This window comes from Virgibacillus ainsalahensis, from assembly GCF_055380755.1.
The window spans coordinates 3615390-3632924 of record NZ_AP043943.1 but is presented as its reverse complement, the minus strand read 5'-3'; the positions used below and the strand labels follow the sequence as shown (position 1 = coordinate 3632924).

The following is a 17535-nucleotide window of genomic DNA, read 5'->3' as shown; positions in this document are numbered from 1 at the left end:
ATATAAAGGTAACGTGAAAAAATAATTACAGGACTGCCTCAAATATTATTTGATATCCGTAGTACAAAACAATAACTGCAAAGATACCAATAACAATCGAAATAATTACGAAAACCTTGTATTTCCTTAAAGAGATTTCCCCTCGTTTATAAGCAATATTTAATATTTTAATCATCGAAAAAATTGTAATAAATATGATAACAGCCGAGAAAGCAGCGGCTAAAATTACTTCCATTCTAAACTTCCTTTCATCACATAAGCTATTGCATACAAAACCAATACTAACATAATATCCAACTATGATTTATATCACATTTAAAATTTCGGAAAAGATATATACTGGAATTAACAGAATAACTGGCTGAGGAGGGTTTAATTATGGCAGGAATTAAACGGCATGAGGCATTATATCCACTTTCACACCATCATCATCACGCATTATTTCTTGCATTAAAATGGAGAAAAGCAGGAACAGAAAAAAGTGAAATGACCGTAGATGCATTGAAAAATGAGCTTGACTATTTTTGGGAAACGAATGGGAATCAGCATTTTCGGGATGAAGAGGAAATCCTGCTGCCTGTATATGCACAATATGAGTCGATTGAGCAGCCTGAAATAACGGATAACTTGTTGGAACATGTAACCATCCGGTCGTATGTACATCAAATTCTTACATGTGAAGCGAATATAGTTCCCCTAATGAACAAGCTCGGAGAATTATTAACGACCCATATTCGTAAAGAAGAGCGGGTTATCTTTCCAATGATCGAAGAGGCGTTACCGGAACATGAATTGCAAAAATTAAAGCCTTATTTGCATACAGATGAACTCCCGCCAAAATAAGGCAGGAGACAGTGGCGAGTGGTACGGCAATAAATTTTCCAGCCAAAATTCAGCAATGGTCTTCCCTGACATTCATGGCAGTCATGCTGTCAGGGACTTTGCGATTATCCAGATAACTGGTTTGGGTGTTGAAAGTGTTTTTATCATACCTCACGTCAGCTTTATTCACTTCTTCGGGCAATGAGGCAATTTTTCCTAGTCTCTAATAATCCCATCGCTTGTCCCTATAATTACTTCCTTACCTTTTTGATTACGATATACGGACTTCATTTTCACTTTTTTTCGACCTTCTGCCTGCACAACATCTGTAAGCGTTGTTTCGCACGTAATCGTGTCTCCGGTAAAAACAGGCCGCATGAATTCATTGACCATCTCTCTTGCAATATAGTTTAAATCGCCACCAATTTTTGTTCCTATACTTGCAGTCAATAACCCTTGAACCATTAAACGCCCATCTTCGTCAGATTCTACATGATGCTCACCCAAATCACCGGAAATTCGGCCAAATTCCAACACATCTTCTTTTGTAAATGTTCTCTCCCATGTAAGAACGTCACCTGTTTTTATCATCCTGTTTCCTCCTGTCCTATACTCATAAATCTATCAATTTTTCCAAGCGCTAATAATGAAATGAAGCACACAATCTAAACAAGGTATAAGCGATGATTATAAAAATACATGCAATGAAGGAAGATAAAAGTATATGATCTAAATCGATGTGAAAACCCAACATACCTTTTCCTATTATTATTGGAGCGAGAAAGAAAGATATAAAACGTCAAAGCAATGTTAGTTACTCTGACGTTTTTTCAAAAATACAGTAGTACAAATCATTTTAAACACCATATTTTATTTCTTATAATTCTTTTTTGTTAGATATGCTTGTCTAGGATGATTTATTTGATCCGGGTAAAGTAATTCCAATTTTTCTTCTTTAACTAATTTTGAAAGATAATTTTTCCTAAGTGGGTCAGGTTTTCTATTTAATAATTCACTTAGTTCTTGTAGTGTTAATGATTTTATCTGGCAAAGCCTTAATATCAATTCATTCATTTGTATGGAATCTAATCGTTTTTTTTCTCTTGCCACTTCTGAAATATTTATCAATTCTTGTTTACTAGGTACGGAGTTATTATTATTAGGTCCGGAGTTTTCTTCACTAGGTCCGGAGTTAGGACCAGAGTTACTTTTATTTCTCTGTTCATTTGCTGCCAATGTATAATAAGCTCCACCACGTGTACCATTTTGAATAATTAAATCGTTCTGTAATAAATATTTTAATTCCTTCGTTGCGGTTACACTATCGGTACTATTTAATTCTTGATATTCCCGATTAGTAATCCTTTCATTATTTCTTATATAAACAAGTGCTGCCACTTGACGATCACTCATTGATAAATCGGTATATGCGTTTAGCCAACTGATAGCCTCATCATCAATAAAATTATGATTTTTAAATGTAACAATAAAACTGTTTCTAGTTTCCTTAAACTGCGGAGGTTCAAGATGAGCAGTTTTCATTGTATGTATCATCGTATCAATTCCTGAACCACGATTTTCAATAATTTTAAGGTCTTCTAAAAGTGTAATAATGACACTGTTTCTCGCTTTTGTACTTGTTATCAAATTATTAATTGTTACGTCACCATACAAAGTACCTGGACTTTCAATTTCAATTCGATCTGGATACATTCTTACTTGAATATAATTCGATTGCATTAATTCACTATAATCGCGATGAATCACTGCATTTCTAACAGCCTCTCTAATAGCATCTTCCGGATATTCCCATATGTCTAATCGACTTAACCCCTGAATAATTGTTCTTTGCTTCATATTGCGCATTATTAAGGTTTCAACTTCATCAATTATCTCCGGAATACTACCTTCAACTTTTTTATTATCTAGAAACCGTTCTCCTTTAGAACCGAGCATCCCCATTTCTTTATGTGGAAGCACTAAAAAAGTTACTCCAAGTGAAGGAAAATATTGCTGAGGATACAATCCAAAAACAAGAAGCCCAGCTAAAGTTGGTATAAACCTCTGTCCTTGTTGGTCAACAAGGTTTAATTTTTTCAGCTTTTCCTCATATGAAACATCTTTAATCAATCGATAAAGTTTTGGTTTTGTAATTTTTACATTTTCAATTAACTTTCTAATTGCTTCATGATCCAAATCGTCTAATGAAGAATCCAGCACCAAGGACCTGTCCTCTTTTGCTTGTCCACGTGACACAACTAAATTGTAGATTTCGTAATCATTCATTAGTTCATCGGAATCAGCTACACGAATATAAGAGCCCTTCCTCATACCTTTTGTTTTTATATAGCATGGCTTTAAGTCAGCAGAACATTCAGGAACAATGATAGCAAGTACATATTTTCCACCTATTTTCATCGGAACGAATTCTGCCCTTACCTCTGGCTCCATATCCTTTGTTTGGTGCATAATTTGTTTTTGTAAATCTTCAATATCATAAACACCTACAATGTCATAATCCTCATTTTCATCGATTCCGAACAAAATGATACCACCATCAACCTTGTTACTAAAAGAAGATAATGTATCATGAACTTTTGGTGGACCCTTATGACCAGCTTTTAATTCAACATGATCAAATTCACTTTTAAATGATTGAATGTCCTTTATTAAGTCTAGTAGTTCTTGATTATCCAAAAACGACACCTCTTTTCAATTTAATACAAAGGTGTATACATTAATTATGCGTTATATTACTGATTCTACATTAACTCCAAAAAACATTCTAATCAAATAAAAATCCCCCCTCTGAGTGATTTTTCCGTTTATAATCACCCATACGAAACAATCCCACCCAACCTTCATGAATTGCTCTTGCCTATTTTATCGGCTCGAAATGCACTAAGAAACATGAGAATTAATGAAACCACAACAAAAGGTACCCAATAATCTTTACTGTTTACCGCTAAAATTATCGCAGTTACTCCTAATAAAATGGATGCTGCAAAACCGATTACTGTCTTTAAATCTTTTAATACGGGCCAATTCATTTTTTACCTCCATCTAATCCAAATAGAACGGCCAACCGTATAATATACTTCGACCTATTCGAATTAAAAATAAAATCTTACTCGGAAAGTAAATCATCAACTATGATTATACCATTTTACTAACAGAAAATTAACATAATTATAAAAGTTATCACCTTCCCCATGCCGTCATCACAAAAAAAGCAAGAGAACCACATGTCCCCTTGCTTGCTATCTTTTCCGATTAATCACATCAATACCGCCTGTTGCCGGGACTATACTTCCTGTGATCATGTCGGAATCATCTTCACATAAAAATGCAATCAACCTGGCTATATCCTGGCCTGTACCTGATCTGCCAATCGGTGTATTCCCATTTTTCATTTCTCTTGCCGTCTGTATATCCGTTTCCTTCATCTCTCCGGCAATATCCCCAGGTGAAATCATGTTAGCGGTAATGCCATGTTCCGCCTCCTCAAGAGCCAGGGATTTTGTTAAGGATACCAGTCCCACTTTAGCGGCACTGAAAGCTGAACGATAGATCCATCCTGGTGCATGTTCTGCTTCCTGAAAACCATACGTGATAATTCTTCCAAACTTCTGCTTTCGCATTACCGGCACAACCAATTTGCAAAAATGGAAAACTGCACTTAAATTTCCTTCGATTAATTCATACCATTCGCTATCCTCATAATCGACCAGTTTTTTTCGTTCTCCTATGTAAGGGCCTGCATTATTAATCAGATAATCAATACGTCCAAACCGGTTCATTGCCTCTTCAACAATGTTTTCGATATCCGCTTTTTTCGTGATATCGCCCTGGACAAATTGCAGACGAGAGCTATAGGCTTCCCATTCCTTCTTTAATTCTTCCACTCTGGCGGAATCATTTCGATAATTAACAGTGACAGAGCAACCATCTTGAAGAAATTGCTCTGTCACCTTCTTTCCAAGCCCTTTGTATCCGGCTGTAATCACTGCATGCCTCAAAAGTATCCCCCGCTTTCATCCGGTTGCTATACATCTGGCCATTTTATTTTGATTGCCGATCAAGTAGGGACAGAAATTCCATACGCTGACTCGCATCTTCTTTAAATAGTCCCCTCGCTGCTTTAGTCGTCGTAGAGGCACCTGGTTTGCGAATGCCTCTGCCACACATACACATATGCTTTGCTTCAATGACGACCATGACACCTTGAGGATCAAGTACCTCTTCCATGGCATCAGCAATCTGGTTGGTGAGGCGCTCCTGAACCTGAAATCGTTTCGCATAACCCTCCACCATCCGGGCGATTTTGGAAAGTCCGGTGATTTTCTTGTTCGGGATATAGCCGACATGAGCAACTCCAAGGAATGGAGCAAAGTGATGCTCACACATGGAGTACAATTCGATATCCTGTACCATTACCAATTCCTGATGGTCCACGTCAAAAACCTTTTCCAAATGAGTCTTTGGATCTTCCTTGTACCCTTCTGTATACTCAAGAAAAGCCTTCAGTACTCTTTCCGGGGTTTCCTCCAATCCTTCCCTGTTCGGATCATCCCCGCAAAGCTCGATTAAATCTTTGAGGGCCTCGGTCACATGTTGCGATTGACTGATCTTTTTTTCGATATCACCTGTATTTTCTCCAAAAAGCTCGCGGTACTTTTGGGTCATGAATGTATTTTCAGTGATAGACATCTGCATTTACCCCTCTTCTATATAAAACCTTCTATAATAAAACAACGTAATCCAGCTTCTCATCCTGCCGATTACACTTTAACATTTAGTTTAATATATATAGAATAAAGTATACCCTTCCGTTTGGTCAATAGAACGGTTTGGCTGATTTTTTGTAAACCCGTTGTTTTTAGAACTTTTTACTTCATACTCCCTTCGAGTAAAGATTTAAGATCTCCATTAAAACCAATAGTCTGTTGACCCTCAAACCTACACTATAAAAAAAATATTTATTTTCATAGATACAAATATTTATAAAAAAATCATATCTTTAATTCAATTCTAAGTTAAATGGGCTTTCATCGAATAACAGGCATTGATTTGAGCTTTTTTGATCATTACATGGTTAAGGAACGCGATTTTGAACTTATTAATGTAAATGACTTATCATCTGGTATTCGTAAAAGGAATATATAGGATGACCGTTTTTTACTGGATGAATAATACTCATTTATCGTCCTAATTAAATAGGAGGCAGCTTCATATTATAAAGTTGGGCTGCCTCCTTTATTATTTATTTCCCTGTTTTCTTCAATCCAGCCTCTTCCTTCCCCGTAAAAATTCCTGGATTTCTCGCTTCACCGGCATCCCTCCCTGCGCTCCCATTTTTGAGACAGACAAGGCTGCTGCTGCGTTTGCCGCGGTGACAGCTTCATCCAGTGCAACACCACCAGCAAGTTCTGCAGCCAATGCTCCGTTAAATGTGTCCCCCGCACCAGTTGTATCTGTTACAGGAACACGATGCCCGCCGATATCACGGTCTGTTCCGTTGTCAACAAATGACACCCCTTTATCACCACGGGTAACAATCAACTTTTCCTGAATGGACGCATATGACGGATCTTCCTTCATTGATGCAAGTTCAATTTCATTTGGCGTCAAATAAGCAGCTCCTTTCAGAACGTTTTCCGGGAGTGGTTGAAACGGCGCAGGATTCAGAATGACCGGAACACCATTTTCTTGAGCGGCCTCCATTGTTGACGCAATTGTCTCCATTGGTACTTCAAGCTGGAGCAAAACGATGTCACTATTTTTAATTAGGGCACGATGCCTCCTTACCAGTTCAGGTGTCACATGGTTATTGGCACCTGAAGCAACAATGATACGATTATCATTCTCTGATAGAATAATGGTCGCTGTTCCGGTAGCTACATCTGAAATCGTTTCAATTCCTTCTGTTTCGATACCCTCACTTGTGAGATTTTGTCGCAGTGTTTCTCCAAAAGAATCCTCACCGACAGCTCCGATGAAACGCACATTGGACCCAATGCGTGCAGCCGCTACTGCCTGATTCGCACCTTTACCTCCAGGATTGGTAAAAAACGCATCACCGATCACTGTTTCTCCCTGCATCGGCATCTTATCGGTTGTTACCGTCAAGTCCATATTAATACTCCCAACAACGCATACATTCGATTTAGCAGTCATCATATCCCTCCTTTTAATGTTGATTGTCGTTCAATAAGCTGCACATTAAATTCTTTTCCCCGTCATCTCTTCTTTGAATTCTATAAAAAAGAGATTGAACTCTACTCGTGATATCAAGGGAAAAATCCGAAATAATCTAAATACCGATAACCAACATTTTTAAACATGAAAAGGCAGTTTTTTGATGTGCTTTTATCAAAAAACTGCCTAAACTTGCGTCAACAGGGGGCAGTAGCCTTTTCAAAGGACTTGGTAATATCTAATAAGCAATGAACTGGAGGGAACCTTATATTAGTGACTTGGTACAAACCAGTATAGCTGGACATATTTCAAATCAGATTTCTTTTTTTATATTTTCAATTTCCACTTTATCAAGCCGCGTCACTTTGGCAATGAACTCTATGGATGAACCTTCTTTTAACATTTCCCGTGCAATTGTTCTTTTTTCATCTATTTTTCCTTCTTTTTTACCTACTTCTTTTCCCTTTTCTATGCCTTTTTCTTCCCACGAATTTGGTAGTTCCAGCAACTTTCCCCCATCGTCCATTCGTTTAATCTCTTCCATTAACACCGCCTCCTCTCGTTCATCAAGTTTTAAATAAGTCTCAAAAAAACCATTAATCAAACGTGTTTTGGCCGGGTTCAATTCCATATTTACCAACATTCTCAAAAATTCCTTTTTAACTTGTATCCTTTCTTCTTTCGCATAATTCATTTTGCTTAATAAAGCTGCCGCGACTGGATTGTCTGATTGTAAGTAGTCTCGCCAGTTCATTTTCCGTAATTCCAGCATTAAAAAATGAAAGCTCAATACATGAAAAAAGGGAAATTCCATGGTAAATGCATTACGTTCATACCGATTTTCATCATAACTGAAAATTGCTATCGGCAAAATCGGTCTCCTGTATTTATTATACAACAAATTGAAGTAGTGATACATCCGTTCATGGAAATTAGGCTGACTGAAGCTTTGTGGTTCAACGTGGATAATAATCAGTGTATCCTGTCCTTTTAAGTTTGCTTCAATAACAATATCCGCATGCCGACTTTCCCCTTCTATCATATCTGTGAACATCTCACTGGATAACAGCTTAATCGAACTAAAATCAATATGACTATGGACTTCGGGGAAAAACACTTCCAAAAATTCCGCAAAAAATGTGTTGATTAATTCTTTAAACAGCTGATCATGGTGGGTATACTTGGGGCGCTCTTCACGTACTGCGGTGACAAATGACACTGGCAACACGTCCTTTCAATTATATGGAGGGAATACTGAGGTGTAGGTTTCTACAAATAGTATACACAATTACAGATAAACAAACAAGTGTTCTTTCTGACATAATTTGAACTCCTTTTTTTATTCTCACTGTCTCTTTGATCCACCTTTGGCTTCCTTATTATCTTTCACCTGGTCATCAGCCTTCCTTGTGAAAATATCTTTGCAGCCCTTTGCAAAACAAAGCGTTATAAAAAGCAATTATTTAAGAATAACAACATGGAGGAAATAAAAATAGAGGAGTATTCGCCCTTTTCCCGTCTCTCCTCGTTGTTGATGATACCCACATTACAGTGAATGTCCCTCCAAAATAAAGAAAGCATCATTTGCCGAAACGGCAAATGATGCTTTTCTGTAATCGGATTTCCCCTATGCCAGAATTGGTTCTTTTTTATCTTCTTCCAAACCAAGCATCTGCGCTGTTGATGTATGAATTTCGTTCAGAAGCGCTGGATTCTCAGCCAGTGACATGCCATAAGAAGGGATCATTTCTTTAATTTTCGGCTCCCATTCGTTCATATATTCAGGGAAACATTTATTCATTATCTCAAGCATCACGTTCACAGCTGTAGAAGCACCCGGAGAGGCACCTAGTAGTGCTGCAACCGTTCCTTCACCACCAGTAACGACTTCGGTTCCAAATTGCAGCGTTCCTTTGCCACCTGCCTCTGTATCTTTGATAACTTGTACACGCTGGCCGGCTACTACTAAATCCCAATCCTCGGATTTAGCATTCGGAATAAATTCACGTAAATCTTCCATACGCTGTTCTTTCGATAACAGAACCTGCTGGATTAGATATTTTGTCAAAGGGAGCTCTTTTGCACCTGCTGACAACATCGTCAGAACATTATTCGGTTTTACGGAAGTTACCAAATCAAGCAAGGAACCGGTTTTAAGGAACTTCGGAGAAAATCCTGCAAACGGCCCAAAGAGCAATGATTTCTTATTATTGATAAATCTTGTATCAAGATGCGGAACAGACATTGGTGGCGCACCGACCTTCGCTTTTCCGTATACTTTTCCATGATGCCCAGCAATAACTTCTGGATTATTACACACCATGAAAATCCCGCTTACCGGGAAGCCGCCAATATGTCTCCCCTCAGGAATACCGGACTTTTGCAGCAGGTGCAGACTTCCACCCCCGGCTCCGATAAAGACGAATTTTGCAGTGTGGTTTTCAATTACACCGTTTTCATTATCATGTACTTTCACTTCCCATGCACCATCGTCCGTACGTTTAATATCCTCAACACTATGGTTGTAATTAATATCGACATTTCTAGTTTCTAAGTGGTCAAACATTTTGCGGGTTAACGCTCCAAAATTGACATCTGTTCCAGTTTCCACTTTTGTTGCCGCTATTGGTTCATTCGATGTACGCTCTTTCATGATAAGCGGAATCCATTCCATCAGTTTTTCCGGATCATCGGAGAATTCCATATCTTCAAACAGAGGATTATTTGACAACGCTTCAAAACGTTTCTTTAAAAAATCCACATTTTCCTCCCCTTGTACCAGACTCATATGAGGCAATGGCATGATAAAGTCCTGAGGATTATCGATTAAATTGTTTTTTACGAGATAAGACCAAAATTGCTTGGAAACCTGGAACTGTTCATTAATTTTTATCGCTTTGTTAATATCCATCGATCCGTCCGGTTTTTCCGTAGTGTAGTTAAGCTCGCACAGTGCGGAATGTCCTGTTCCCGCATTATTCCATTCGTTAGAACTTTCCTGTCCAGCACTTGCAAGCTTCTCAAACGCTGTGATTCTCATTTCTGGTACCAATTCTTTCAACATCGCGCCCAACGTCGCACTCATAACTCCGGCACCAATTAAGATAACGTCCGTTTTCGTTTCTCTACTGCTCATATTATAACCTTCCTTATATCTAAGATTTACGTAAAGGATGCAAGTGCACTTAATTTAAGCACCACATCTTTTTCTGATTACTATTAATTATACCTTAATTAAATTTTATCAGATTTATTTATCGATTAAACTATTTATCTACTATTATATGATAGTTACGTGTTCTTGAAAAGGTCATCAGGGGGAAATACATGCCTTAAGCTTTATTATTTCACTATTTCTTCCCAGTAAGCTATCCTTTCTTTTTCACTATGTCCGTTCCTTTGAAAAACTGATTATATTCATAAAAGGCAGCTTACACATTTGTCACTGTTCATACAATAGCCCGAATAAGCGGTGACTATAGCTAGAAAATAGGCATAAAAAGAAAGCCGTTCTATTGAAAGAACAGCTTTTTTAAAGAAATACACCTATTTAATGGGAACAAACGATCTAATGTGTTATGATACGATTAACAATAGATCTGCTTCACATGAGGGTTAGGCACACCGTATTACCTTCTGGGATATCTCCCAAGAAGGGGGTGTTGCCAATGGATATGGAAAGTGCATTAACACTGATGATATTATTCGGGACGTTAATTGCATTAATAATGTCCGATAACAGAAAATGATCCCTCATGTGCTCGAGTAGGCCGGGAGGGATCATTTCTTCTCTTACTGTGCCTCCCCCTTTGATGGGGTTGGTCTATTGTAACCGTTCCATGCTCCAACATGGAGCGGTTTTTACTATTTTATGAACTTCTTAACTTATTATACCACTGATGTGCGTTTTGTAAACTTCCTATATAACCAAAAGTAATTTGAACGTCAGTATCGTTATTGAGCGTAATCATTAGTCCCTTATTGAACCGGCCTTCAATTAATTCCGGATCCAGCCAAGGACTGATTATATCAATACTTTTCTTATTCTTATGGTGGGAAAATAATAGAGTTCCTCTTTTGCAGTTGTCAAGTAATACTTGACAACTGAATTTTTATCTATCTTTCACTGTTAACCACTATTTCAAAAGAATTGAAATTTATTTTTCACACTGTAAAATAGCCATATAAAGAGTACCCTGGAAGGAAGGACATCACATGGAAAAAGCAATACCAAAGAAAGCCAATACTTCCCATGGCGAAAATAAAACCGTATACCGCGTTCTATTCATCATCGCAGCATGTCACTTGTTGAATGACTCATTACAAGCTGTCATTCCTGCTATGTTACCGATTTTAGAAAGGTCCATGGGTCTAACCTTTACACAGCTTGGGCTCATTACGTTCACATTAAATATGGTTGCTTCCGTTATGCAGCCTGCAGTCGGAACATTTACGGACAGGAAGCCTGTTCCTTATGCGCTGCCAATTGGGCTTGTAAGCAGTATGCTCGGGATTTTCGCTTTAGCGCTGGCTCCAAATTACTGGATCGTACTGGGGAGTGTCATTTTCATCGGCTTGGGATCTGCTGTTTTCCATCCGGAAGGTTCCCGTGTCGTCTATCTTGCTGCAGGCAATAAACGGGGGCTTGCACAGTCGATTTTTCAGGTTGGCGGGAATTCTGGCCAGGCATTAGCACCTGTCATCACGGCATTAATTCTCGTACCACTTGGTCAAAAAGGTGCGCTTTGGTTCACCTTGATTGCGGCACTGGCAGTCATATTCTTAATATATATTGCGAAATGGTATAAAGGGCAAATGGAGCTTATCACGGCAAACAGAAAAAAAACCGTGGCTACAAAGCCGGACAAAGCAATTTCCAAAGCGATTAAAAGTGCCATCTTTCTTTTAGTTTTCATCGTTTTTGCAAGGTCCTGGTATCAAGCAGCCATTGCAAACTTCTACGCCTTTTATACGATGGAAACCTATCAAATCACGATTGCTAATGCACAAGTCTACATATTTATCTTTCTGGCCATGGGAGCAATTGGCACGTTCATCGGCGGTCCTTTAGCAGATTCGTTTGGCAGAAGAAATGTGATTCTCTTCTCGCTCGTTGCTGCAAGTCCCCTGACAATTCTGTTACCATACGTTGGACCGGTTATGGCGATGGTTCTCTTAGCAATTATCGGACTGATTTTAATGACCAGTTTTTCCGTAACGGTTGTGTACGCACAGGAACTCGTTCCCGGAAAAATCGGTACAATGTCCGGGCTAATCGTCGGGCTGGCATTCGGTATGGGAGCGGTTGGTGCTGTTGCACTTGGTTCCTTGATCGATTTATTTGGATTAACGCCAACAATGATCTCGGCATCCTTATTACCATTACTGGGCTTTCTCACCTTTTTATTGCCAACCGACCAGAAAGTGCGGGAGTGGTATAACAACTGAAAGCTTACATCTCTCTTAATTTCGATGGGCCGGTGTTGAACTGCCCCATCGTTAACCAGGTTGTGTCTACGAAGCTATACTGGCATCAAACAAATTCCCCCCAAAAATATAAACGCTGTAATGTATAATAAGAATAAAGTTACCTAAATAATAAGAAAGGAACATGGATGATGCCTTACAAATCTCGAACGAAACCTTCTGAATTATCAATTCTGCAATTATTAAATACTCGAATGAATTTGTCCAGCAAGGATAGGCAATACTATTTCAACCTGAAAAAGGGCTATGAAGGAGAGGTGTTATTTGATTCATTAACGGAGAAGCTCCAATGTGAATGCTATATATTAAATGATCTACTGCTTTCTATAAATAACACCACCTTCCAAATTGACTCTCTAATTATTAAGTCAGACAAAGTTTACCTATACGAAATTAAAAATTATGAAGGAGATTATTATTACGAATCAGATAAATTATTCAAGTTACCACAAGCTGAAATTATTAATCCTCTCCATCAGCTGAGTAGAAGTGAATCCCTTTTACGTCAATTATTCCGTCGTCTTGGATTTAATCCCCAAATCGATGCCTCCGTTGTCTTTATCAATCCTGATTTCACCCTATACCAAGCACCTCTCGATAAACCATTTATTCTACCAAATCAATTGAATAATTACTTTAAAAAAGAAAATATCACACATTCAAAGTTAAGCGGACAACACAAGCTGTTAGCTGATAAATTAATATCACTACATACTGCCGAATCTCCATTTAGTCAGTTACCACCCTATAATTATCAAGCATTACGAAAGGGAATTACTTGTATTAGATGCAATTCATTTTCAATTTTTGTAGAGGGAAGGAAATGTATATGTGAGGAATGTGGAAACGAAGAAATAGTTGCTAATGCCGTAACGCGGAGTGTCAAGGAATTTAGGCTTCTCTTTCCAGATCAAAAGATCACTACAAATGTAATTCACGAATGGTGTCAAGTGGTACCATCCAAAACGAGGATTAGAAGGATTTTAGCAGCGAATTTTAACATAGTGGGGGTTCATCAATGGGCTTACTACGAGTAACAGAGGAATAATAATCGCTCCTTAACGATCGATGCTGTAGTGTTTATATTGAGTTTCATTTTTACTGGCTTCTAATTAATTTTGTCCTTCATTTACCGGATGAAAGACATTTCTTACAGCTATTTTCGTAGCGTTGTCCTTCATGCCAGCTATGAAAGACACTTTACATGCGTCATAACTTCCTTTTGTACTTCATACCAGCTATGAAAGACATTTTACATGAGTCATAACTTCCTTTTGTACTTCATACCAACAATGAAAGACATTTTACTTGTATCACAACTCCCTTTTGTACTTCATACCAACAATGAAAGACATTTCACACGCGTCATGACTCTCTTTGTCCTTCATACCTGCTATGAAAGACACATAACATGCGTCATGACTTCCTTGTGTCCGTCATGCCAGCTATGAAAGACATTTCACACGCGTCATGACTCTCTTTGTCCTTCATACCTGCTATGAAAGACACATAACATGCGTCATGACTTCCTTGTGTCCGTCATGCCAGCTATGAAAGACATTTCACACGCGTCATGACTCTCTTTGTCCTTCATACCTGCTATGAAAGACACATAACATGCGTCATGACTTCCTTGTGTCCGTCATGCCAGCTATGAAAGACATTTCACACGCGTCATGACTCTCTTTGTCCTTCATACCAACAATGAGAGACATTTCACATGCATCACAAATCCCCTTTGTCCGTCATGCCAGCTATGAAAGATTAAGTCCGTATAATTGTGTAAAAAGGAAAAAGGGCCACATTAATTCCTATGATACAATGTTTAACAACCACGAAAAACAAGGAGGAATTAATGATGACCCAGTTACAGTTTAACCTAGATATGGACTTTTTAAAAGAATCATTAATGAATTCGAACATTGATAACGTTGTTAAATCAACTATTGTTCTAGTTTTGAACGAGTACATGGAAAAAGAACGTGATGAGTATTTAAAAGCCGGTGCTTATGAACGTTCAGATGAACGTCAAGATTATCGGAATGGCTACTATGATCGAGATTATATGTTGAGTATTGGAAAGGTTAAGTTACATGTACCTCGTACTCGCAGTGGGGAATTTTCAACTACTGCATTTGAAAAATATAGACGTTGTGATCAGGCATTTGCTTTATCTATGCTTGAAATGGTCGTCAACGGTGTGTCCACTCGAAAGGTAAAAAATGTTGTGGAACAATTGTGTGGTGAATATGTCTCTAAGTCCTTTGTATCCTCACTCACGGAGAAACTGGATCCCATTGTGAATGAATGGGCAAATCGTTCTTTAGGCACCGAATACTATCGGTATATATACGTAGACGCTATGTATATCAAAGTTCGTGAGCATCATAAAGTGGTATCTAAAGCGGTTTATATTGCTACTGGGCTTAACGAAGGAAATAAAAGAGAAGTACTAGGTTTAAAAGTAAGTCATGAAGAAAGCTACGAAGCCTGGAATGAATTTTTAAGTGAACTCATCGCGCGTGGTTTACAATCACCAAAATTGGTTATTTCAGATGCTCATTCCGGACTAAAAAAAGCTATTCCGAAGGTGTTTATCGGAACTTCATGGCAGCGTTGTACCGTTCATTTTAAGAAGAATCTTATTGATGAGCTGCCAAAGAAAAGCATGAATGATGTAAAGGAAGAATTAAAACAAATTTTTGATGTAACTACACCTGAGAAAGCAAGAAAACGAAAAGATGATTTCGTAAGTCGTTACCAAGATAATTCTAAGCTGAATAAAGTTATTGATAACCTGGAGAATGGTTTTGATGATGCCATTCAGTATCTAAATGAACCACAAGAATACCAAAAGTTTATTCGTAGTACAAATTCCCTCGAACGACTTAATCAAGAGGTAAGACGCAGGGAAAGAGTGATACGTATCTTCCCTAATACGCAATCAGCATTCCGTCTGATTGGAGCTGTATTAATGGATTATGAAGAAGAAGAGCAAAAGAAAAGACCCATATTCAAAAGGGACTAGCATGGCCTGATCGCGCGCGAAAATTTGTTTTGGAAAGGAGGGGTACCCCTCCTTTCCAAAACAAATTCAACTAAATACTATAAAGTGGTTGTAAACTTGTAAATAGAATTTTACACAATAAAAGGTACTTGACTCTATGAAAGACATTTCACATGCATCACAACTCTCTTTTGTCCTTCATACCTGCTATGAAAGACATTTCACATGCGTCATGACTCCCTTTTGTCCGTCATACCAGCTATGAAAGACATTTCACATGCATCACAAATACCTTTTGTCCTTCATACCAACAATGAAAGACACTTTACATGCATCACAACTCCCTTTTGTCCTTCATGCCAACATGAAGGACATTTCACATACATCACAACTCTCTTTTGTCCTTCACCATGGCGTTTCTCTAAAAATCTCATAAAACCCCGTTTACTTATGATATGGTTCTCCGCAACAGTTATAGCAGCGGTTTTTTATACTTTATTTGCTGTGTTAAAATACCAATTATGTAGTGGAAATATAGCACAATACTATACATAATACGTTATCACTTGCACATAGTAACGATAGTCTAAAATACGAAGATATAGGAGGAATGATGGAATGGAACTTCAGGCAAACCCCCAATTATTATGGTTTATCGGAATCTATGCTGTAATAATGATCGGGCTGGGAGTATATATGTCAAAGAAGGTTTCAAATAGTACAGACTTTATCCTGGCAGGAAAGAGCTTGGGGCCGTTTGTCTTGATGGGGACCTTACTGGCTACATGGACTGGGAGTGGAAGTATATCCGGTGGAGAAACATCTGTTGCTTATAGTTTCGGTATAATTCCTGCATTGATGTTAATGATACCAACGTTAATCGGTATTCTTACACTTTATGTAGCGGCACCTAAGATTAGAGCATTTGGGAAATATACGATTTCAGGTATCCTTGAAGAAAAATATGGTACTTCTGCCCGTAATCTTGCCAGTATTATTGTTCTTTTAGCATATGTAGGTATCGTTTCCTACCAAATGAAAGGTTTCGGTTTCATTCTAAATCTTACAACTGGAATGAGTGTAGAAATCGGTACAATCGTTGCTGCTTTTTTAATCATATTTCTTGCGACGATCGGCGGGCTTAAATCTGTTTCACAAACAGATGCTTTAAGTGGATTTTTAATGGTGGGTGGTTTAATCATTACCGTACCAGTCATTTTCGGAGTTGCCGGTGGCTGGGATTCAATCGTTGAAAATGTTCCGGAATCTCATTTGACTGCAACAGGAGGACTAACAAGTATCCAGCTAATGGGTTACCTTTTACCTTCCTTATTCCTTTTACTTGGTGACCAGAACATGTATCAGCGTTTAGCATCATCAAAGGGAGATGCCTCATCAAGGAAGGCCCAAATCGGCTGGCTGCTCATTATGCTGATTATTTCGCCAGCCATTTCACTCATTGCATTCGCATCACGTTCTTTATTCCCTGATATTGATCCGGGAATGGCATTAATGGCGACTACGCTTGCAATGCCGATAGCAATCGGGGGAGTTTTACTTGCTGCAGCCGCTGCTTTTATTATTACAACAGGTAATTCCTATTTACTTTCCGCAGCAACAAATTTGACGTATGATATATATGGAAAATATATTAATAAACACGCCTCAGATGAACGGCAATTAGCCATGACAAAAGTGTTTATTGTCATCCTTGGTGCATTTTCCTATTTATTGATTCAATTTTTCCCTACTGTATTAGAAGTCCAAATGTATGCGTACACGGTTTATGGTGCAGGTATAACACCAGCAATTTTGGCAGTATTCTTCTGGAAACGTGTGAATGCAACCGGTGGTATATCTTCCATGATTACAGGTGTTGTGACAACATTAGTATGGGAAATTATTCTTGGTAAACCTTCTGAATTAAATAGTGCTGTTATTTCAGTTCCTGCCGCATTTATTGTATTAATCGTTGTAACATTAGCAACGCAAAAGAAAACGATGCATAATCGTTGAGAGGA

Annotated in this window: 15 protein-coding genes; 6 read left to right on the top strand and 9 right to left on the bottom strand. The window is 38.2% G+C overall.

All coding sequences use genetic code 11. The annotated features are described in order from the left end of the window. Positions 1–25 precede the first annotated feature (25 nt). Entirely contained in the window at positions 26–235 is a 210-nt protein-coding gene (locus tag ACZ427_RS18045; protein ID WP_461177444.1) for a hypothetical protein, read from the bottom strand. A gap of 143 nt (positions 236–378) precedes the next feature. Between ACZ427_RS18045 and ACZ427_RS18040 the strand changes: the two genes are divergently transcribed. After that, positions 379–843 carry a hemerythrin domain-containing protein gene (locus ACZ427_RS18040; protein WP_461177445.1) on the top strand — a complete coding sequence of 155 codons (465 nt, stop codon included), beginning with the start codon at positions 379–381 and terminating at the stop codon, positions 841–843. After that, the gene (locus tag ACZ427_RS18035; RefSeq protein WP_464883475.1) at positions 824–1027 is read left to right on the top strand and encodes a hypothetical protein; all 204 of its coding nucleotides are present in this window, start codon (positions 824–826) and stop codon (positions 1025–1027) included. The genes ACZ427_RS18040 and ACZ427_RS18035 overlap by 20 nt, the downstream gene beginning before the upstream one ends. 11 nt (positions 1028–1038) lie before the next feature. On the opposite strand, the gene ACZ427_RS18030 is transcribed toward ACZ427_RS18035, so the two are convergent. From ACZ427_RS18030 to ACZ427_RS17995, 8 genes are all read right to left on the bottom strand, one after another. Further along, positions 1039–1413: an FAS1-like dehydratase domain-containing protein gene (locus ACZ427_RS18030; RefSeq protein ID WP_461177446.1), complete on the bottom strand. Its 375-nt coding sequence runs from the start codon at positions 1411–1413 to the stop codon at positions 1039–1041. Positions 1414–1692: 279 nt separating this feature from the next. Then, positions 1693–3519, bottom strand: a complete 1827-nt coding sequence (locus ACZ427_RS18025; RefSeq protein WP_461177447.1) for an ATP-binding protein — start codon at positions 3517–3519, stop codon at positions 1693–1695. Between the two features lie 164 nt (positions 3520–3683). Then, positions 3684–3872: a hypothetical protein gene (locus ACZ427_RS18020; protein ID WP_461177448.1), complete on the bottom strand. Its 189-nt coding sequence runs from the start codon at positions 3870–3872 to the stop codon at positions 3684–3686. 210 nt (positions 3873–4082) lie between these two features. Then, positions 4083–4841, bottom strand: coding sequence for an SDR family oxidoreductase (locus ACZ427_RS18015; protein WP_461177449.1), 759 nt, complete (start codon positions 4839–4841; stop codon positions 4083–4085). Positions 4842–4884: 43 nt separating this feature from the next. After that, a complete protein-coding gene (folE, locus tag ACZ427_RS18010) occupies positions 4885–5532 on the bottom strand; it encodes a GTP cyclohydrolase I FolE (protein ID WP_461177450.1) in 648 nt (215 codons plus the stop codon). A 570-nt stretch (positions 5533–6102) separates the two neighbouring features. Further along, positions 6103–6999 carry a ribokinase gene (rbsK, locus tag ACZ427_RS18005; protein WP_461177451.1) on the bottom strand — a complete coding sequence of 299 codons (897 nt, stop codon included), beginning with the start codon at positions 6997–6999 and terminating at the stop codon, positions 6103–6105. 334 nt (positions 7000–7333) lie between these two features. Further along, the gene (locus tag ACZ427_RS18000) at positions 7334–8239 is read right to left on the bottom strand and encodes an Rpn family recombination-promoting nuclease/putative transposase (RefSeq protein WP_461177452.1); all 906 of its coding nucleotides are present in this window, start codon (positions 8237–8239) and stop codon (positions 7334–7336) included. Between the two features lie 408 nt (positions 8240–8647). Further along, positions 8648–10156, bottom strand: a complete 1509-nt coding sequence (locus ACZ427_RS17995) for a malate:quinone oxidoreductase (RefSeq protein WP_461177453.1) — start codon at positions 10154–10156, stop codon at positions 8648–8650. A gap of 1079 nt (positions 10157–11235) precedes the next feature. Here ACZ427_RS17995 and ACZ427_RS17990 point away from each other — a divergent pair. The 4 genes from ACZ427_RS17990 to ACZ427_RS17975 all read left to right on the top strand — a co-directional run bounded on the left by ACZ427_RS17990 (position 11236) and on the right by ACZ427_RS17975 (position 17530). Next, positions 11236–12468 carry an MFS transporter gene (locus ACZ427_RS17990; protein WP_461177454.1) on the top strand — a complete coding sequence of 411 codons (1233 nt, stop codon included), beginning with the start codon at positions 11236–11238 and terminating at the stop codon, positions 12466–12468. Positions 12469–12638: 170 nt separating this feature from the next. Beyond that, entirely contained in the window at positions 12639–13544 is a 906-nt protein-coding gene (locus tag ACZ427_RS17985) for a nuclease-related domain-containing protein (protein ID WP_461177467.1), read from the top strand. A gap of 821 nt (positions 13545–14365) precedes the next feature. Beyond that, complete coding sequence (locus ACZ427_RS17980; protein WP_461180031.1) at positions 14366–15535, top strand: IS256 family transposase; 1170 nt, start codon at positions 14366–14368, stop codon at positions 15533–15535. Between the two features lie 597 nt (positions 15536–16132). Continuing rightward, the gene (locus tag ACZ427_RS17975) at positions 16133–17530 is read left to right on the top strand and encodes a sodium:solute symporter family protein (RefSeq protein WP_461177967.1); all 1398 of its coding nucleotides are present in this window, start codon (positions 16133–16135) and stop codon (positions 17528–17530) included. Positions 17531–17535 lie beyond the last annotated feature (5 nt).